Origin of the sequence: Blautia pseudococcoides, assembly GCF_001689125.2 — a bacterium.
In the GTDB taxonomy this organism is placed as follows: domain Bacteria; phylum Bacillota; class Clostridia; order Lachnospirales; family Lachnospiraceae; genus Blautia; species Blautia pseudococcoides.
In genome coordinates this window covers 142384-158671 of sequence record NZ_CP015405.2, presented here as the reverse complement: position 1 = coordinate 158671, position 16288 = coordinate 142384, and the positions used below count along the sequence as shown (strand labels likewise).

The window sequence follows — 16288 nt, the reverse complement described above, 5'->3', positions numbered from 1 at the left end:
CCCCTGCTATCCAAGCATTTTATTCAGCTTGTCCCGTTCTTCCTGTTCTGCCTTTGAGAGCCGTTTGTCAAGATCACATAATTTACGGTTTTCGTTATAGAATTTCTTCTCCCATTTTTCCATCTTAGACTTACTATTTTTTTTCTGACGGATATTTATCACCTGTAAAAATGTACCGTCTGGTATTTCCATAAAGTACCCCAGAAACGTCCACCAGTGCATATATTTTAATGCCCTCACATCGTGTCCAATCATTTTATTTACAGATGGAAAAATCAAAGGGGCGTCCTGTTCCCAATCCATAACGCGCGGTTTGGGCTTATTATCGCCTTCGGTTCCTGCTTCAATAAATTCCACACCCTTTTGTATGGCCTCTGTCACCGCTTCCTGTGTCAGAGGATTTCCGTCGGACAGAACATATATTGTCCCCATATTTTCGACAATTTCAATATCAACATAGAGTATGTCAATCATTGTCAAAATCTTATCTGTGTCATTTAAATCAGGATCGTTAAAAGCTCTAAGGATATCAACGATTTCACGAAAATCGGTTCGTATCTTATAATCTTTACCACAAACGTTCAAAGATTTTGGAAGTTCCCATACATCCATTAGTTATGATACTTCCTTGTGTATTTATTTACCCTTGTATTCGCTCTGTTCACCCTGATTTTACTTTCTTTTTCGACTAAACTCGCAATCTGTTCCAAAACTTCAAAGGCATATACATTCCCATTAGCCAACATGGACAATGGCGCCACTTTACTGAATAAAGAAGTGCTGGTGTCTTCGTTTAGCAAATAGGACATTTTTTCCACAATTCCTTTGTCTGCATCAACAATAAATTTTTCTGCATCTTCGCCCTCTTTCAGGTCGAGGTTGTTAAAAAATGTAACTACGTCATTATATCGGCTTAAGATACCAGTATCGGACGGATTCCAAAAGAATTCTCCCATCGGCCGTCTGTGTTCATCTTTGATCACATATTTTTTCGTGCCGGTATTAATAATCAGTTCTTCTTCATTTCTATTCGCTATCTGTGAATTTGGTTTCACTAATTTGTTGCTCATACTCTAACTCCTTTTCTGGGCCAATTAAAAGTTCATTGTTACTCAGCGATTCAAAATATGCTTTTTTAACTGCGTTCAGTAACGTTCATGCTTCATTACTGGACCCTGCTGTAAATTTCTTTGTGCTTAAATCAAATTTACCTTCCACACGATTTCCGGCATTATATACAGTGAATGGTATCTGCACTCCTGTTGTATCACCGCCTACAGAATCAGGAATCACATATACGTCCTCACGCCATGCCTTAAGGACGGTCCCATCAGCCTCCAGCAGTACATCTACCTGTGAGGTCTTACATGCATCCCCCTTCTTCCTGTTCATTGCTATATCCATGATTTTTTCTGATAACTTATCATCATATGAGTAATAATAGGGGGAAACCTCTGAACTTACCTCATACCCAGAATGCTGTACGCTCTGGCTTCCTAATATATTTTTTTTCGTTTCGACTTCTGGGTTAAGCTCCTCGTTAAATTCTTCCAGATCATCCCCCAGCCTAACATAAGTGCTCGCTGCATAAGTTGTGTCAAAAGCAGCATCAATAAGGTGTGCAAGGTACTGTCTTTCAGCTTTCATATTGTCATTCTCCTTTACTCAAAATAGTTGTTTTCGTATTGTACGGTTATATAAACAACCCAGTCGTAAATTCCATTATCATATGTCTGAGAATTGTACGCCGGGGTTGTCCTTCTGATTGATTTGATTTTTCTATCCCCTGTATCGGGGTAGCTCTTTAATCTGTATTTTTCACCTGTAATTATCACTTCCTGCTGTTCCAGCCATGCACCCAACATGTCCAGCTTCTCTTTCACACTGATGCGTGTAGATTCCGATGATTTTCCCATGCGGTAAAGTACAAAAAATGGATATTGGCACTTCTGCTTCACCTCTCCGCATATGGTCTTCTTCTCCGACTCGATGATTGCACCGGACACCGGGAACCATCCTACACCAGATTCCTCTTCCACAAAGGAGAATACCACCTCTTCGTCGCCCCATCCCGGGAACTGATTCAGAAGGGTATCAATAATTTTTGTCAGATAGGCCGAACCACTGGTATCATATTTTACATTTGCCACGCTCTCACCCCTTTATTGCCCTATTCATTGCATCTTCCCACTCTTTCATGTCTTTCCTTTTCGCCGCGAGGAACCATTCTTTCTGTACGTCTGGATTCGCCAGTTTGTTATAGTTCAACTCTCTTTCAGTTACAATCTTCTTTGCTCCTGGCCTTGCGTATGTGCTGCCCGTCACGGGGTCGACCATAACTTTTCCTTCATATAAAAAACGCCCTTCGGGTCCTACTCCGGCATAGACGATTCCTGTACCCTGAACAGATGCGCTTTTTGCTACAGTACGCTCTATAAAGTTCCCGCTAACTTTTGGCATAAAAGGTATCATACTATGCATGATTGCACCGTCAAGAGCGTACTGGGCGCGCTGTATGGCTTCGTCTAATCCGCTCATATCGAGCTTGATTTTGACATTCATTTTCTCGACGGAAAAATCCTTAAAATGCTTCCGGGCCATTTACTCACCGCCAATCTCAAAGTGGGGTATGAGGGTGTACTTGCCTACTGTGTTGAGTTTAAATACATTGTCCCGTTTGGCTTTCATGCAGGAAAATAGGCCATCCGTATATAATATATCGTCGTCTTGAATCACATCTTCCGGGTATTCGCCCTCAATAAAGAAGTCACATCCCTCGTTGAATGTAATTGAGGTCGCTTTTTCCTCATCCAACTGCGCATTCCACTCTTTCGGCAGCATGTACGGTTTTCCGACCACCAGTACCTTTCCGCCTACAGATATATACTGGATATGCAGGTTAGCCTTATTCGCTTCTGCCAGCCCGGTTTTGACCATACCAGCACCCTTGTCTATGATAAGGTATACGCCATCAATGACAGTCGGGAACCAAACAAAGCCTTTCTTTTCACTGCCGCTACGGTTAAACATTGTAATTGTGCTATCATACATGAAAATCGCCTCACATCACATCAGCTTTTGAAAATGCTACGAATATTTTTGGAAGCTGAGCGGCCATCCAGTCAACCATCTCTTCATTCTTCGCCCATCCTTCTTTACATATAAAAGTATTTTCAGAAAGCCCGCTTTCCTCAATAAAGGCATGAATAATCTCATGTCGCGCCACTTTCTTTTCGTAAACCTCAAGATTCTTGACTGAATTTAATTCTGGTTCATGGACACAAATCACAAGTTCTTTACTGGTTTTGTCACAGTACCCATCATTTTCTTTTAATCCTTCGTCCTCATCTCTCTTACGGAAAAATAGACTATATTTTGTCCCTAAAACATTAATTTTACAATCCTGCATATAATAGCAACTCTCCTTTATTATCTTTAACGCCGGTAAGGTATTCCCTTACTGTGTCGTATTCCAACTTTCTGCGCGATTTCACATCTTTTACCGCTGTTGTTATGGTACTGATTGTTGTACCTTGTCCCACAGCATAATGTATAGACTCGTTCCCGGATGACACGGCGGTTATCTGCTTTCCTATCACCGTTCCGTCCTCTTTGTGGATGATACCAGTAGATTCCTCTGCTTTTCTATCTTCTGCATCTATCCGGTAAAACAATTCAGCCAGGGCGCATATTGCTCTCTGCACCCTGGCCGCTGCTCTTTCATCAGTCGGAAATCCTTCTACCAGCCTGTCAAATGTGATAACGTCAATTTCATCACAAGACCGCTGACAGAATTTTTCAAATACATCTTCCGGGATCATATCGCCAAAATAGCGTGTAACGTAAAATTCGTATGTGGTATACATAACGTCACCTCTTATCCATTGGACTTAATCATACCCATGCGGATGTTCTTCTCCTTATAAGCCAAAGACCAGTTTGCCTTTGCCCCGAGTTCTACATTTGTCGGGGACTCCTTTTTAATCTTTGTTGCAGCAATAGAAAATCCATTGGGATGCATGACATACCCCTGCTTCGTATACAGTTTGCGAATGCCCGCTTCTGTCTCTGGGTCGTAGTCTGCGTAGTATGGGTCTTCATAGTTAGTCTTATCACAGGTCAGTATAGAGCCGGAGCCAATCATATAAGTCTTATATACTGGCACGGAACCAGACGTATCTACTGTAAACCGATCAGACACTACCGGGATGAAACCTCCGATCGTCGGCATTTCCATATCACCAGCCAAAGCATTCGGCACAGTATATTTGTTGTAATCCACAAGCCCCATAGCTTTGTATCTGGCATACATATAAGAGTGCATGAACAAAAGTCCCATATTCTCTGCAGAATCCCCAATTGCTTTCTGCTGTGCGTAAATAAGCGTAGTCTCATCTACTTTATTTGCCTCCGCAGGGTCCCCTTCTGCAGCCGAGATATCTGTGATATGATTCGCCATCCCGTCAAGGCTTAACACAGCATCCACAATAGACATCAGGTCTTTAGCTCTCACCTGCCGATAGTATCCGGATACGCTATTTGCGACATGTGTCATAGGGTCCGCTCCAGTCAGTTCTTTTGTAAAATCCTGCGCCTTCCATGCTTTCATCCTCTGGATCAACATACAGGTCTGTTTGCTTCCAGAAATCTCGGACGGGGTGTTGTCCGTTTCGCCATCATTGTTCAGCGCTGGGTCCTCTTCGGCATCAATCGGCACATAGAAAGGCAGTGTTGCCACGTTACCCTTGTCACCGATCAAATCCATAATCGTATTATCCTGTACCAAAATACCGGATGCTAAAATTCTGTCATTCCATGTAGGCTGTTCTGCCATATATTCGGAGAATACCTCCGGGTCAAATACAAAACCTCCAAATGTTCCAGTCATTGCCATAACTTATTTCCTCCTATTTTCATTTTCTCATTGCTTCGTACAGTTCCGGGTCACTCTGTTTCAATTTAGTACGTTCGTCAAGGGACAGCTTCCTGAAATCATCTTTTGTCATGCCGCCATTTCCAGTACCGGTGAACTTCGTAGTGAATTTTGCCTTATTCTGTTCGGCTTTCTGCTGTTCCTCATCCACGACAATGTTCGGGATCTGGTTCCCGTCTTTGTCTGTGATAAGTCCATTGAAGATATCTTCAATGGATTTTCCTTTTGCGGTATCCTTATCCAGTTCTTCCATGAGTTTTCCCCTAATACTGTCTGCGGTCAGGGAGTTCACAAATTTCTTGTCTCCCATGAATGTATCTACTGTCTTCTCCAATGCCCTGCGTGACTCTTCGGCAGCACGCTCTTCCTTCTCTTTCTGCAAGTCTGCTGTTAGGGTTTTAACCTGGTTTTGTAAGTCTTCCACATCCACCTTCTCAAAATCTTCAAGTTTTCCCTGCACGTCCTCAAGAGACTTTTTGTATTCGTCCCTTTTGGCTGCCGCCTTCTCGAATTCAGCCTTTGTCCGGTAATTTTCTTTCCATGCCTTGTCGAATCCATCCTTCTTGTCTTCTGGGATCTCAATTCCGAACTCTTTCATGATTTCATAAATGTTTTTCATTTTCCTTGCCTCCTGAAATGGTTTTATTGACCGCTCTTTCTGCGGTTGGATTCTGCCGGATTGACCCCCGGCCAGGTAACACGTGTGAGGGGAATCGAACCCCCATGTATGTTCCCGGAGAACCACACGCACCTCTTATGTAGATTTGTTATTGTATCTATCCACAGCCTCTCTGGCCTTCATCTCCTCTGAATGACCCCACTTTGCCGTATGCAGCCTTTCCTGCAAAGGTTTTATATTATGCATATCACAAAAATTCTTGTATTTCGCATTCTGTCTTTTAAGTGTGGCAGCTATATGGTCATATTCCTGTTGTAACTCATACTTCAACTTTTCATCCCCCGTGCTCTCAATTGCCGTTCGCAAACCAAGCAACTCTTGCTTTGTTTTACGGATATTACGTTCCATTCCTCTCATGTGCTTGTTAATATCCTCAATCTTCTTGTTTGCTTCGGAATCAATGTCACCATATGGATTATGAATTCCGTCTCCAGGTCCGAAAGAATGGCGGCAATTTGCACCGCACAATCCAGTTACGGAACCATATCCTGTTGAAGTGCGAAAATCAGGAAACCTTTTATCCTGACCAGTACGGCTAAAAAATTTCCCCTGCCACCAATAATGATTACCTGGGTTTTCCCCGCCATCTCCCGTACGTGCCCCGTAATGTGCGCTTGTGAGTATAATATCCCACTCCATTTCCTCCATACGTGCCATTTGTATATCTCCTGTAGCTTGTGCCACGCCTGTTCTAACCGTCCTTGCAACTGCTGTCTCTATATAGTCCTTATGGCCGGATGGATACACAATTTTCACGCCAGTTTTCGACACATTATCAACTGCTTCTCTCACCGCTCCCGATAACGGTTGTACATTTCGAGTGACCTTCTCATACGCCATATCACATTCCTCAATAAACGTCTGCTGTGCGGCATTGGCGGTTGTCCGTGTAAGGTTCCGTAGCTCTCCATTAGTAGCTTCATAATTTCTCTGCATAAGTCTAATCAGGTGTGGCGCTTGTTTTAGTGGCGTAGGGGACAGTCCAGCAGCTTTATACACTTCATTGTCATACTCAATAGCTTTTATACCTGCCTCTTCCATTCTGGATTGAACCTCTTTATATTGGGTTCCAAGATGGCTCGATATTTCTTTCTGTATATCTTCCAGCAGATATCCTGACTCTTGAATTGTTTCTATCTGCCACCTATCAATTGGAGTGAAAAGATAATCCTCTCTCCTTTCCAGTCTTCTGACCATCCGGGAGATGATGAGTGATATAACCTTCTGGTGCAGCCTACTGGCATTCTCTTCTGCTCCTTCTGTTATCTGCCTTAAATAATCCGGTGACAGCATAAGCTACTCTTCCTTTCCAAATAACGTCGGCTCTTCCGGCTGTGCTTCTGCTGTAAGGGCTTTGGCTTCTTCCTCTGTCATGCTTTCAAACTTCACAAAATACTTCCACGCCGGGATTTTCCCATTTACCACATACTTCCACCAGTTTGCCTTGTCCTCTTCGTAGCTGTATATGATATCTCCAAAGCCGTATTCAACCTCATACTGCCCGGAGGGCGCCAGGCCATACAGCTCCGCCATGATCTGCAATGCATATATCAGGCCGCCCATACAGTTTTCCAGCTTGTCCCGGCAGTCCTTTATAAACTGTATTGTCCTCTGCTGGTCTGCTTCTATCTGCGTCGCCGTTACCATCCCCGTTTTTTCGTCAAATACGAAGTAACCGTTGCTGTAACCACATTTATAAGCAATAAATGAGAGATACATGTTAATTCCTACTTTTCTTGTCTCTGTATTTAACTGTGGGTTTATTTCCTGATAGAATTCGTTTGCACTACTCCCGAGCACATTTCTCACAAATTTAGGAAGCCTTATGTCTTGTTTATCTCCTATTTTCATTCCGCTTTTTTGTGTCAATCTATCATCCAATAGGGTTATTTTTTGACTGATGTTAATTTCATACGCATTTCTGCTATATGCGATATCCAGATCTTTTAATTCTTCAATTGCAGTGGAGAATATAGGCAGCCCCAATGTGCTGCTGCTATCCACATTGTTCGCGTCAGGTGTGCTGAACACTCCAAACAGAGGACTATCCAGCCTCTCGCCATTTTCTTTGGTGATATACGCATCTGGCAACAACATCGACCAGCGTGTCTTTGCCAGGTCTATCTTCTTTCCAATGTCATCTTGGCTGTCAGATACATAAGCTCTATTAGATATGGCATACACCGAGTCACTTTCAAATCTGTGGTACTCTAGTCTGGTATAATACTTTTGTCCATTTTGGTAACTGTCTTTGAATATAATCCCATTGATATTACCGTTATCGTCCGTGGATGTGATAACAAAGTCTGCCGGGGTAAACACATCCACACCGCTACCGTTAGGCTTAAGTATTGCTGTACCATGTGCAATCCCCATCTCTACCCACTTGCGCAGGTTGAAATAGCACTTATCCATCTGCTTTTGCAAGTAATCCCCCATAGGCGAACCACTAACTGAAATGGAGACTGCAAGCGTTGTCAGCCTGGCAGTCTCCTCACATATGGTTTTAGCAAAATTGATTGTCCGAATATGGTCTTCCTCGTTTACCCACGCCGGATGACCTCTGTATATCATCACACACTTATTGATAAGAGCGTCCATCTGTGGGGACGTTACCGGGCTGACGTTAAACTCTCTCTCTGCCTCATTTTTAAACAACATTCCCCACCACCTTTTAATCATTGATATAATTCCCATTACGCTGAATTCCCCCTCCGATTGAAGAAGTCCTCATACGCATAGCGTAATGCCGCTATTATATGGTCTTCCTGTCCCTCTGGATAACCACTCATGACATTGCCGTCCTTATCTCTGGCATACTCATATTTGGTAATCTCATTGTAGGCATTTGGTGTCCTGCGCCTGTCTATCACGATCGTCTTGCCTTGCAGCCACTTAAACCCGTACTCTACGCTTCCAGGGCCTTTGATAGCTGCTCTTGCCAGAATACCCATATCCCTGTAGTCATTCACGGATTTGTTCTCGTTGCTGTCGCAGGTAATCAGATAGTCATCATACCCATATTTGATTATCCACTCTGCCGTTTTCTTATTCGGCGTTTTGTTTACATAATTCTCATCAATCAGATATATCTTTTCATGATGGCTGTCGTAATATGACCGGATAAACGCGTACTTATCTGGGTACCATCCCCAGTCAACACCCTGATATATCCTGTCCATGCGGCTAATCTCTTCGTCAGTGATTTCTCGCAATTCCAGATATTCAAATACATTTCCTCCCGAACCGTTAGCCACACCATCATACTCGTTCTCGTACGCTTCCGGGTTAATCTTTCTCAAATGTTCAGCGTCATCTATAAATTTCTGTCCCAGCCATTCCGGCGGGACATCCTTATATGTGCTCCTGTACACTACAGCGTCAGGGTTATCCCTCTCTGTCTCTGCCACATATTCGTTCGCCCAATTATTTTTACTCTTAGGCGGGTTAAATGACTTAAATTTATAAGCCACATCACCTCCACGGATGGCAGACTGCTCAATACTTCGGATTTCCTCCGGTCCCGCAAACTGATCCAGTTCCTCGAACCATATAATCCCAATGTATCCGAACTCCGGCTTAATTGATTTGATTTTAAGTGGATCATCCGCACCGCGGAAGTAAATTTTCTGACCTGTAGGTCTGTATATAATCTCTAATGGAGAAGTTTTATACTCAAATTCCTCCTCCAGACCCATCTTTTGTATAGCCCATTTAAGCTGCGCATACACTGAATCCCTTATAGTGTTGCCTACTTTACGCAGCACCAAAGCGTGCATATCGCTGTTGTTCTTAATCAGCTCTATAATGATACATGATACGGAAGACGACTTCGTAGACCCTCTACCGCCTGGAAAGTCATACTCTGAATGTTTTCGGTTTCTGATATCGCGGATAATTGGGTGAAAACCGTCTGCAATGATATCTAAGTCCATATGCCATGTTCCAGCATTGCGGGCCGCTTCTGCAATACGATGTCTCTCTTCTTCCTCTTCCTTGATTTTTAAAGCTTTTTCTAAATCATTTGCGGCTTTTAATCTTTCTGTGAGTGCAGCGTCAAGTTCAAATTGGTCTTTTTCTTCCCCACGAACAACACGGGAACGGAACTCTTGTATCTCTTTCAGGCTACATATTCGCTGTGAATCAATTTCCTGCTGTCTACAGGCTATATATTCCTTTATGCCCTCGTTTGCCATCAGCCTTCCCACTCGTTTATTCAAGCCCTTTTCTGCATATCCGGCGTCTCTCGCTGCCTTTGTCATATTGCCGCCATTTTCTATATAATTATCGGCAAACGTCTTATACTGCGGTTTTAACTTTCCTGTAAGTCTATCTTGTTGCATTAAGTTTTCACCGCCTTATATATGTCGTTCAGGCACTGTATTGCCTCTATGCCAGATGCAGACGAAAGTATCGTCATCCGCTCATCTTTTAATTTCCCTGTTTTCTTACGGTGTGACACGGGGGTGGTAAGGCGGAATATTGTTATCATACGTTGCTGATCTTGAACATAGAATTGTCGCGTATCTATGCTTACTATTAATCCTTCTTTTAGTATAGCTGTCTGTAGCTTTTTCATTATGCTTCGTGTATTCACCTTATCACCTTCCTCTATTTTAATGCATTAAAAAGAGACGGCCCTAAACCGTCTCCTACTCAATCACTTATACACACCCATGTAATCCAGCTCTTTTGTCAGCCGATATATGGCCTCTTCCAATATAGATACTATCCTGTTTGATACCTTCTTCTCTGTCACATGCGAAAAGCCATTCCTTCGGCAGTCATCCATTCCGTTTTGATAAGCGTCATGGACTTCTGATATGTAGTATATCTCTCCTTTATAGGATTCCAGATATTTTGATTCTTGGAATATTTCTTTTCGCAACGCATGGTATCTACTAAGTATCTCCTTTTCGTCATTTCGTTCCCCTGCAATGAACTGTCTTGCGTCAGCCTGTAACCATCTCATTTTCCTTTCATAGAACTTTGCTCTTGCAATAATTTGTTCTGGTGTAAATTCCCTTAAATCTTGCATATTATCGCCTCCCTCATATAAATGGTATCGCCAATTTGAAGCATATGCAATATTTAACAGCTAATTACCATCATTTTACTAATTTGCAAACAAAGGCAATGCCTGTAGTTCTAGATACATTTCGCTTGCTTAAACACTTTCAGCATTTTGGGAAACTGAAGAGCAATCCAGTCTACCAACTCTTCATCAGTGCCCCAATTGCTATTTGCATCTAATCCGCTCTCATAAAGGAACCCATGAATAATCTCATGCCGCAGTAGCCGCTTTTCTTCTGGTTCTACGTCTACTGAGCTCCCATATTCCGGTTTTAGCATACATGTGACAATACTTTTGGTTGTGCTGTCACAATATCCATCCTTGTTTTCTAACAGGATATCATCTGATATTTTCTTGCGCTCTATGGAATACTCTGTTCCCAATATTTCAATTTGCATTTCATACCCTCCATGATATACTTTTCTTGTGCCGAACCACAAAAGAGAAGGTGATTTTATGGCAGATAAAGGTAAATGCAGTGAAAAACCGCCTCGCCGTGGTCCAATGTCTGTAAAAGTTAAAGGCTATACCCGGGAAGATGGTACTAAAGTAGATCCTTACAAACGACATAAACCCAAGTAACTATTAACTGTTTTGGTGCGGCACATCTCACAACATAATGAAATCTGGCACAAAATGGGCATAACCGGAATCGAACCGGTGACACACGGCTTATAAGGCCGCCGCTCTAACCCCTGAGCTATATACCTATAATAAAAGCGCCCAGCCAGTTATCTGACCAGACGCTCTCAGTATTAATTTAATTTACTAATCGCCATTTTCTCTTCTCGCAAATAAATATCCGCTCAATGTAAACAGCAATGTTTTTACTATTTCAACAATTGAGTTCGTTATCTCCGAAAGTTCTCCTTTTATAGTGACGCTACAAACTACATCAACTATAAATATCAATCCGAGAAATACTAAACATCCAACAATTAATCTAAAAGCCGAAAAATAGCGTTTTTCTTTTCGCTCTTTATCCTTTTCTTCTGTATCTAATCTGTGCAATTTCAGATTATCTTCAACTGCGACTGCATCATCTAATGGTTCATCAATTTCTTCATTGGGTTTTCCGTATAAAAAATCTTCATCTTTCATGAAACAAATGGGTCCTCTTCCATTATATCACAATTCGATAAATAACTATCTCGACGTTTAGCGGCTTTATACCAAGCCGTCCCTTCTCGGTGGGTCATCTCAGATAACGGAATACCATCATACTTTTTATACTTATCCCATATTTCATTGATTGCTTTTTTAAAATAACTTGATGAATCTTCATTGATCAGATAAATTGTACCATCTGCTTCAGCATGATAACCTTTTATAGCATTTCCTTTGTACTTTTTAAATTCATCATACAAAGATCTAACTACCGGTCCATATTTCCATACTTCAAATGGCTCAGAAAATAGTGGCTTCTTTGTATCCTGGTAATATTTCTTATACACAAGATACGTTAATTTCTGTAACTTCATAGGAGTGATGTCGATATTCTCGGAAAAACCTTTGTTCAATATGTTATTGGCAACATTCAACGCATTTACCATAACTTCACCCCCGTAAACATATTTTCTTATTATTATAATAACAGAAATATATATTTGCGTCAATATTTCTCACAAGCATACATCAAACGCCCCATATTTCTACAGAGCGTTTCAAAAATGTATTGGGGGGTACGCCAAAAGGCGATTGCTTACCCCGGGGGATAATCCCGGAAGCTACGCAGCACTCAGTGCACATTATGCTGTCGCACTCCCTGCCTCTCCGGAAATCCGGCGACAGATAAGCTTACTGGGAATGTTGGATTTGAACCAACGACACTGCGGTTAACAGCCGCATGCTCTACCGACTGAGCTAATCCCCAACATTGCACCGCCGTAACGGTGCTGTTATCCCAGACCTGGGACATGCAGTTTAAAGTATATGCACTGCTAACTTACCCCGGACACCAGGGAATCTTGTTCTCTCTATAAACTGCTTGCACTTCCAGAGCGCTACCCGTAATTGCCGGACTACTGCAATCACCGGCCAGTCTCATCTATTACGGATAAAGTTTTTTACAGCTTTATAGCATTGCAGGACTTCAAGCTGTGCAGAAAATTTTCGGCAGCCTCGGAATTCTTGACGTCAATCTACTCCATTACGGAACCGCACTGCCTATACGCCCTAATGCGCCATACCGGACGTCCCGGCACCCATGCTATGTCTGCCTCTATATAGGGCAAACCTGCTGGATTACCTGGAACCTGCAAATCAGCCGCGGAGCTATGACACCCCGCAGCCGAACTTTCAAACGGAGGATATTTTATTATACTCGTTCTATTTTAATTATAGCATATTTTTTTGTGAATTGTGTGAAAGTTGAAGAAAATCACTAATTTTTTTTGATATGCTGCTCCTTTCCAGTCCAATCATTTCCGCGACCTCTCTCTGCTTCATTCCTTCCAGATAATACAGCTCAAATACCTGCCGTTCTTCCCCTTCTGGCATATTATCAATGAATTCCTCTACTTCCTTCATTTCAGCTTCTACTTTCCATTTCCTGGCCCGTTTTCTGACAATCTCCCGGTCAATCTTGTCGGCCTCCTTTGGGTCCAACATTGGAACACTGACACGCCGCTCTGTAAACGGGAACTCATGGTCTGAAGACTGTACTTTCCCCATCACCACCGGAAGCTCCTCCCGGCGTCCCTCCAGCTTGCTTATCTGCTTGTCAAGCATTAGTAGTTCCCTTTTCAAGGGCTTGTACCTTTCCAGTTTATTCTTTTCCATCAGCATCACCTCCCATTAATTTGCCCGGATCATTTACCCAGCGGAAAAAGTCAGCAACGCAGTCATCACACAGATCATAACTACAGCAGTAGTTACTCTTCCCTCTTACACTTATATTTCCAAAGGGTTCGCCGCTGCAATTGCCTCCGCTAAGCCTTAATTGATTATGGTCAAAATAGTTACCACATCTATCACATTTCAGTGCGTCCATTTTGTATCACCTCCTGTCTAAAATCTGAAGGAACTCATTATACTGATAGCTCTCACAGGCTCCTGTTTTATACTGGAGGAGAATGTGGTGTTCATACAGATTGACAACCTGCATCCGGCGGCTTACCTTTACAGTCCTCCGGCCCTCGTCTTTTACGTCCACTATGATATGTACTGCCTCTCCGCGCTTTACCCCGTACCGCTTTTCCCGCGCCCTTATGTTTTCCTCCCGCCTGATCGCGGGTAATGCCTGATCGTATGTAGGGTCCGGGCATCCTGATCCGTTTCTTCCCATCTATCTTTCTCCTTTCCAGATATTCTAAGACCGTCATTTATTTCTTGCTTTTACATCCTCCCAAAATGTTTCCGTGGTTTTAAACCGATATCCGCAGGCTGTACACTGCCTCCTTCGCATGACCATATGCCCACCTGGGGTTTCCTCACTGTCCGTTACCTGCGTTTTGCCGCCGCACTTTTTGCACTTCATAATTCGCCTTTCATAAAATCGCAAGTGCTGCCAACATCCCAATCGCTACGCCAGCTCCTATCCATATACCGACATTTAAATATGCCACTGATTCCTTTATGTATTCTTTAATTACTTTTTTCATGGTGTACCTCCATTGTCACCTCTAATTTAATTGTCGGTACTGGCTCCCAGCTTTGGCATACAGCCCAATCAATGCCCCCGACTGGCATCCGCATATGGCGCGGCACTCCCGTTGCATTCCGGCGCGTTATCTGCTCACCCTCTTTTTTATTGCCTATCTGGTTTTTGCTCCAGAGATTTTTTTACAAGGTCCCTCGTTCGTCCTTACCCCGTATTGCCGATAGGACAGCAATTGCATTAGCCCACATAACCGCTTTTTACATCTGATCGGTATTAATCTATTTCATATCGCAACGTCTTTCCCATGCTGCTATTGCCTCCTTTGATCTTTAATTCATTGCTATCAAAATATTCACCACATCTATCACACTTCATTGCATTCATTTGCCTTAAATACCTTCTCGGCCAGTGCCTGATCCATATCTATTACTACACTTTTACCTTCTGTTGTTACTCTTATCTTCATCAGATTTCCTCCTAAATTTCAATTATTTAAATACACCTGTCTGGTAACAATATTTGCATCAAAAATCTTCTTACTAACTATCGCCCAAGGTGATTCCGGTCGGTTGCGCTCAACAAAGCCTTTGGCTTTAGTTATATTCTCAGCCTCAATAAAAATCATACTCGCGTTTGTTCCAGCATCCTTTTGGTTCACATGAAAATCATCTAAATTAATTGCTATAAATTCCATCTATTTCGCTCCTTTCCAACTTCTGCATTCTTCACACCGCTTTTCTGATCTCCTGTTGTCTATGCCAACCCCGCCGCCAGTCATCCAGATACCTCTGGAGGTCTGCGATCTGTCGCTCTCTGTCATCCATTCTTTTCCTCCTCCGATTCGATAATCTTAAAAAATTCACTGGCTTTCATTTCTTTCATCCAGGGCATTAATGAAAAACTTTCATATTGCGTAGAGATAGATCCATATAGTTTTTCTCCAGCGTGAAATAATCTTTCACTATATTGGCCATAAAGGTGAAAACCATATTGTAAGTAATGCAGTTTATGCGGTATTGGCATATCAGCAACCATACGTTTCCAGGCTTTGCCTATTTCAGAGTTACATTTAAACTGTCTTAGTCCATTCTCCCCATACTTTTGGGTAAACTCCGTCTTAAAACTATCCTTATCTCTTTCAGTCGGGATTATAAATAACCTGTTTTTTGTTGGTAGAAATAATTCAGCATCTATTTTGTATGTACTGGAAAACTCATTGTAAACCTTGCGTATTTTTTCAATTTCCTCATCCCGCTTAAAATAGTCATCATATAATTTACAGCCTTTTTCAATCTCAAAGTATTTATCCATGCTATTCCTCCGCTTAATCAAACAGGCTTAACTGCCCGTCAATCTCCTGTTCTGGTTCTTCCGGCACCGCCTGCCCCGGCAGGTGCTTCAGCCCGAAGAACTTACATGCTACCCAACTCGGCTGCCAGTGCTTAGTACCCCCGGCCTCCTGGTATAGTTTGCAGTCGTAATGCTTCCCGATGCTGGTCAGGTTCGGGCACTCGTCACAGTATCTCGGGCTTGCGGTACCTCCGGAACGCATGTACATCTCACTGATCGCTCTCATTTGTGATCGCCGCCTTTATCTCTTCTTTCACATTTTCTATCACTGTCAGAGCTTCTGACAGCTCATATAATCCATTTTGTAGACGTTGGTCTACAACTTTACGCCTGAGGAGAGAAATCGTCTCCTCGAAGCTTCCACAGTATCCTATGGTGTCATAAGTTTTATTTCCTTCCTTGTCGGTCTTGCCTTTATCAACAGCAAGAGTGAAACCCATATTGTTGGGAATCGCATAATAATTTTCAATCAGGTGTACCATATTTTCCTCCTACTCCAGCGGCAGTTCCATCTCAGAGGGAACCATTTCCGCTTTTATCTCCATGCATATATCCTGTACCGGACACTTTGCACATTTACTCTGATCCTGTTCACAAATTTCTTTCATGGCCCGAAAGCCCTTTAGGACAATTTCTCTCTTCTCCATTATG

General features: G+C 42.6%; 27 protein-coding genes and 2 tRNA genes. 1 reads left to right on the top strand and 28 read right to left on the bottom strand.

What is annotated here, in order from left to right; translation table 11 throughout:
• Window positions 1-6: 6 nt before the first annotated feature.
• The 15 genes from A4V09_RS00805 to A4V09_RS00730 all read right to left on the bottom strand — a co-directional run bounded on the left by A4V09_RS00805 (window position 7) and on the right by A4V09_RS00730 (window position 11084).
• A complete protein-coding gene (locus A4V09_RS00805; protein WP_065540672.1) occupies window positions 7-612 on the bottom strand; it encodes a Gp15 family bacteriophage protein in 606 nt (201 codons plus the stop codon).
• Window positions 612-1070 carry a hypothetical protein gene (locus A4V09_RS00800; protein ID WP_065540671.1) on the bottom strand — a complete coding sequence of 153 codons (459 nt, stop codon included), beginning with the start codon at window positions 1068-1070 and terminating at the stop codon, window positions 612-614. Before A4V09_RS00800 ends, A4V09_RS00805 begins: the two co-directional genes overlap by 1 nt.
• 85 nt (window positions 1071-1155) lie before the next feature.
• A complete protein-coding gene (locus A4V09_RS00795) occupies window positions 1156-1647 on the bottom strand; it encodes a hypothetical protein (protein WP_065540670.1) in 492 nt (163 codons plus the stop codon).
• 14 nt (window positions 1648-1661) lie between these two features.
• Window positions 1662-2150, bottom strand: a complete 489-nt coding sequence (locus A4V09_RS00790) for a hypothetical protein (protein WP_065540669.1) — start codon at window positions 2148-2150, stop codon at window positions 1662-1664.
• A 4-nt stretch (window positions 2151-2154) separates the two neighbouring features.
• Entirely contained in the window at window positions 2155-2601 is a 447-nt protein-coding gene (locus A4V09_RS00785; protein WP_065540668.1) for a minor capsid protein, read from the bottom strand.
• Window positions 2602-3051, bottom strand: a complete 450-nt coding sequence (locus A4V09_RS00780) for a DUF6751 family protein (protein ID WP_065540667.1) — start codon at window positions 3049-3051, stop codon at window positions 2602-2604.
• 10 nt (window positions 3052-3061) lie between these two features.
• Complete coding sequence (locus A4V09_RS00775; RefSeq protein WP_065540666.1) at window positions 3062-3409, bottom strand: hypothetical protein; 348 nt, start codon at window positions 3407-3409, stop codon at window positions 3062-3064.
• Entirely contained in the window at window positions 3396-3866 is a 471-nt protein-coding gene (locus A4V09_RS00770; protein ID WP_065540665.1) for a head-tail connector protein, read from the bottom strand. Before A4V09_RS00770 ends, A4V09_RS00775 begins: the two co-directional genes overlap by 14 nt.
• Before the next feature lie 11 nt (window positions 3867-3877).
• Window positions 3878-4894 carry a hypothetical protein gene (locus A4V09_RS00765; RefSeq protein ID WP_065540664.1) on the bottom strand — a complete coding sequence of 339 codons (1017 nt, stop codon included), beginning with the start codon at window positions 4892-4894 and terminating at the stop codon, window positions 3878-3880.
• A 19-nt stretch (window positions 4895-4913) separates the two neighbouring features.
• Window positions 4914-5552: a phage scaffolding protein gene (locus A4V09_RS00760; RefSeq protein WP_065540663.1), complete on the bottom strand. Its 639-nt coding sequence runs from the start codon at window positions 5550-5552 to the stop codon at window positions 4914-4916.
• 135 nt (window positions 5553-5687) lie between these two features.
• Window positions 5688-6905 carry a phage minor capsid protein gene (locus A4V09_RS00755; RefSeq protein WP_065540662.1) on the bottom strand — a complete coding sequence of 406 codons (1218 nt, stop codon included), beginning with the start codon at window positions 6903-6905 and terminating at the stop codon, window positions 5688-5690.
• A 3-nt stretch (window positions 6906-6908) separates the two neighbouring features.
• Window positions 6909-8309, bottom strand: coding sequence for a phage portal protein (locus tag A4V09_RS00750; RefSeq protein ID WP_065540661.1), 1401 nt, complete (start codon window positions 8307-8309; stop codon window positions 6909-6911).
• Window positions 8309-9955, bottom strand: coding sequence for a PBSX family phage terminase large subunit (locus A4V09_RS00745; protein ID WP_084043380.1), 1647 nt, complete (start codon window positions 9953-9955; stop codon window positions 8309-8311). Before A4V09_RS00745 ends, A4V09_RS00750 begins: the two co-directional genes overlap by 1 nt.
• Window positions 9956-10272: 317 nt before the next feature.
• A complete protein-coding gene (locus A4V09_RS00735) occupies window positions 10273-10650 on the bottom strand; it encodes a hypothetical protein (protein ID WP_065540660.1) in 378 nt (125 codons plus the stop codon).
• A gap of 110 nt (window positions 10651-10760) precedes the next feature.
• Window positions 10761-11084, bottom strand: a complete 324-nt coding sequence (locus tag A4V09_RS00730; RefSeq protein ID WP_065540659.1) for a hypothetical protein — start codon at window positions 11082-11084, stop codon at window positions 10761-10763.
• A 58-nt stretch (window positions 11085-11142) separates the two neighbouring features.
• Between A4V09_RS00730 and A4V09_RS25690 the strand changes: the two genes are divergently transcribed.
• Window positions 11143-11268, top strand: coding sequence for a hypothetical protein (locus A4V09_RS25690; RefSeq protein WP_274537187.1), 126 nt, complete (start codon window positions 11143-11145; stop codon window positions 11266-11268).
• Window positions 11269-11323: 55 nt separating this feature from the next.
• Here A4V09_RS25690 and A4V09_RS00725 read toward each other — a convergent pair.
• The 13 genes from A4V09_RS00725 to A4V09_RS24070 form a co-directional block, all read right to left on the bottom strand.
• Window positions 11324-11395 (bottom strand) — tRNA-Ile (locus A4V09_RS00725).
• A gap of 59 nt (window positions 11396-11454) precedes the next feature.
• The gene (locus A4V09_RS00720; protein ID WP_065540658.1) at window positions 11455-11787 is read right to left on the bottom strand and encodes a hypothetical protein; all 333 of its coding nucleotides are present in this window, start codon (window positions 11785-11787) and stop codon (window positions 11455-11457) included.
• Window positions 11784-12239 carry a Panacea domain-containing protein gene (locus A4V09_RS00715; protein ID WP_065540657.1) on the bottom strand — a complete coding sequence of 152 codons (456 nt, stop codon included), beginning with the start codon at window positions 12237-12239 and terminating at the stop codon, window positions 11784-11786. The genes A4V09_RS00720 and A4V09_RS00715 overlap by 4 nt, the downstream gene beginning before the upstream one ends.
• 247 nt (window positions 12240-12486) lie before the next feature.
• Window positions 12487-12559 (bottom strand) — tRNA-Asn (locus A4V09_RS00710).
• 464 nt (window positions 12560-13023) lie between these two features.
• Complete coding sequence (locus tag A4V09_RS00705) at window positions 13024-13467, bottom strand: sigma factor-like helix-turn-helix DNA-binding protein (protein ID WP_065540656.1); 444 nt, start codon at window positions 13465-13467, stop codon at window positions 13024-13026.
• Window positions 13454-13678, bottom strand: coding sequence for a hypothetical protein (locus A4V09_RS00700; protein WP_065540655.1), 225 nt, complete (start codon window positions 13676-13678; stop codon window positions 13454-13456). Before A4V09_RS00700 ends, A4V09_RS00705 begins: the two co-directional genes overlap by 14 nt.
• A gap of 6 nt (window positions 13679-13684) precedes the next feature.
• Window positions 13685-13972, bottom strand: a complete 288-nt coding sequence (locus A4V09_RS00695) for a hypothetical protein (RefSeq protein ID WP_065540654.1) — start codon at window positions 13970-13972, stop codon at window positions 13685-13687.
• 33 nt (window positions 13973-14005) lie between these two features.
• Entirely contained in the window at window positions 14006-14164 is a 159-nt protein-coding gene (locus A4V09_RS24790; RefSeq protein WP_171286179.1) for an NrdR family transcriptional regulator, read from the bottom strand.
• A gap of 607 nt (window positions 14165-14771) precedes the next feature.
• On the bottom strand, window positions 14772-14981 hold the full coding sequence (locus tag A4V09_RS00690; protein WP_065540653.1) for a hypothetical protein: 210 nt from the start codon (window positions 14979-14981) through the stop codon (window positions 14772-14774).
• A gap of 122 nt (window positions 14982-15103) precedes the next feature.
• Window positions 15104-15598, bottom strand: a complete 495-nt coding sequence (locus tag A4V09_RS00685; RefSeq protein WP_065540652.1) for a hypothetical protein — start codon at window positions 15596-15598, stop codon at window positions 15104-15106.
• 13 nt (window positions 15599-15611) lie between these two features.
• Window positions 15612-15863, bottom strand: a complete 252-nt coding sequence (locus A4V09_RS00680; protein ID WP_065540651.1) for a hypothetical protein — start codon at window positions 15861-15863, stop codon at window positions 15612-15614.
• Window positions 15847-16119, bottom strand: a complete 273-nt coding sequence (locus A4V09_RS00675; protein WP_065540650.1) for a hypothetical protein — start codon at window positions 16117-16119, stop codon at window positions 15847-15849. The genes A4V09_RS00680 and A4V09_RS00675 overlap by 17 nt, the downstream gene beginning before the upstream one ends.
• 9 nt (window positions 16120-16128) lie before the next feature.
• Window positions 16129-16284, bottom strand: coding sequence for a hypothetical protein (locus A4V09_RS24070; protein ID WP_156120919.1), 156 nt, complete (start codon window positions 16282-16284; stop codon window positions 16129-16131).
• Between the last annotated feature and the right edge of the window lie 4 nt (window positions 16285-16288).

Coding starts and splice junctions, on each gene's coding strand:
- A4V09_RS00805 (WP_065540672.1), bottom strand. CDS start 612: ATGGATGTATGGGAACTTCCAAAATCTTTGAACGTTTGTGGTAAAGAT.
- A4V09_RS00800 (WP_065540671.1), bottom strand. CDS start 1,070: ATGAGCAACAAATTAGTGAAACCAAATTCACAGATAGCGAATAGAAAT.
- A4V09_RS00795 (WP_065540670.1), bottom strand. CDS start 1,647: ATGAAAGCTGAAAGACAGTACCTTGCACACCTTATTGATGCTGCTTTT.
- A4V09_RS00785 (WP_065540668.1), bottom strand. CDS start 2,601: ATGGCCCGGAAGCATTTTAAGGATTTTTCCGTCGAGAAAATGAATGTC.
- A4V09_RS00780 (WP_065540667.1), bottom strand. CDS start 3,051: ATGTATGATAGCACAATTACAATGTTTAACCGTAGCGGCAGTGAAAAG.
- A4V09_RS00775 (WP_065540666.1), bottom strand. CDS start 3,409: ATGCAGGATTGTAAAATTAATGTTTTAGGGACAAAATATAGTCTATTT.
- A4V09_RS00770 (WP_065540665.1), bottom strand. CDS start 3,866: ATGTATACCACATACGAATTTTACGTTACACGCTATTTTGGCGATATG.
- A4V09_RS00765 (WP_065540664.1), bottom strand. CDS start 4,894: ATGGCAATGACTGGAACATTTGGAGGTTTTGTATTTGACCCGGAGGTA.
- A4V09_RS00760 (WP_065540663.1), bottom strand. CDS start 5,552: ATGAAAAACATTTATGAAATCATGAAAGAGTTCGGAATTGAGATCCCA.
- A4V09_RS00755 (WP_065540662.1), bottom strand. CDS start 6,905: ATGCTGTCACCGGATTATTTAAGGCAGATAACAGAAGGAGCAGAAGAG.
- A4V09_RS00750 (WP_065540661.1), bottom strand. CDS start 8,309: ATGGGAATTATATCAATGATTAAAAGGTGGTGGGGAATGTTGTTTAAA.
- A4V09_RS00745 (WP_084043380.1), bottom strand. CDS start 9,955: ATGCAACAAGATAGACTTACAGGAAAGTTAAAACCGCAGTATAAGACG.
- A4V09_RS00735 (WP_065540660.1), bottom strand. CDS start 10,650: ATGCAAGATTTAAGGGAATTTACACCAGAACAAATTATTGCAAGAGCA.
- A4V09_RS00730 (WP_065540659.1), bottom strand. CDS start 11,084: ATGCAAATTGAAATATTGGGAACAGAGTATTCCATAGAGCGCAAGAAA.
- A4V09_RS25690 (WP_274537187.1), top strand. CDS start 11,143: ATGGCAGATAAAGGTAAATGCAGTGAAAAACCGCCTCGCCGTGGTCCA.
- A4V09_RS00720 (WP_065540658.1), bottom strand. CDS start 11,787: ATGAAAGATGAAGATTTTTTATACGGAAAACCCAATGAAGAAATTGAT.
- A4V09_RS00715 (WP_065540657.1), bottom strand. CDS start 12,239: ATGGTAAATGCGTTGAATGTTGCCAATAACATATTGAACAAAGGTTTT.
- A4V09_RS00705 (WP_065540656.1), bottom strand. CDS start 13,467: ATGGAAAAGAATAAACTGGAAAGGTACAAGCCCTTGAAAAGGGAACTA.
- A4V09_RS00700 (WP_065540655.1), bottom strand. CDS start 13,678: ATGGACGCACTGAAATGTGATAGATGTGGTAACTATTTTGACCATAAT.
- A4V09_RS00695 (WP_065540654.1), bottom strand. CDS start 13,972: ATGGGAAGAAACGGATCAGGATGCCCGGACCCTACATACGATCAGGCA.
- A4V09_RS24790 (WP_171286179.1), bottom strand. CDS start 14,164: ATGAAGTGCAAAAAGTGCGGCGGCAAAACGCAGGTAACGGACAGTGAG.
- A4V09_RS00690 (WP_065540653.1), bottom strand. CDS start 14,981: ATGGAATTTATAGCAATTAATTTAGATGATTTTCATGTGAACCAAAAG.
- A4V09_RS00685 (WP_065540652.1), bottom strand. CDS start 15,598: ATGGATAAATACTTTGAGATTGAAAAAGGCTGTAAATTATATGATGAC.
- A4V09_RS00680 (WP_065540651.1), bottom strand. CDS start 15,863: ATGAGAGCGATCAGTGAGATGTACATGCGTTCCGGAGGTACCGCAAGC.
- A4V09_RS00675 (WP_065540650.1), bottom strand. CDS start 16,119: ATGGTACACCTGATTGAAAATTATTATGCGATTCCCAACAATATGGGT.
- A4V09_RS24070 (WP_156120919.1), bottom strand. CDS start 16,284: ATGGAGAAGAGAGAAATTGTCCTAAAGGGCTTTCGGGCCATGAAAGAA.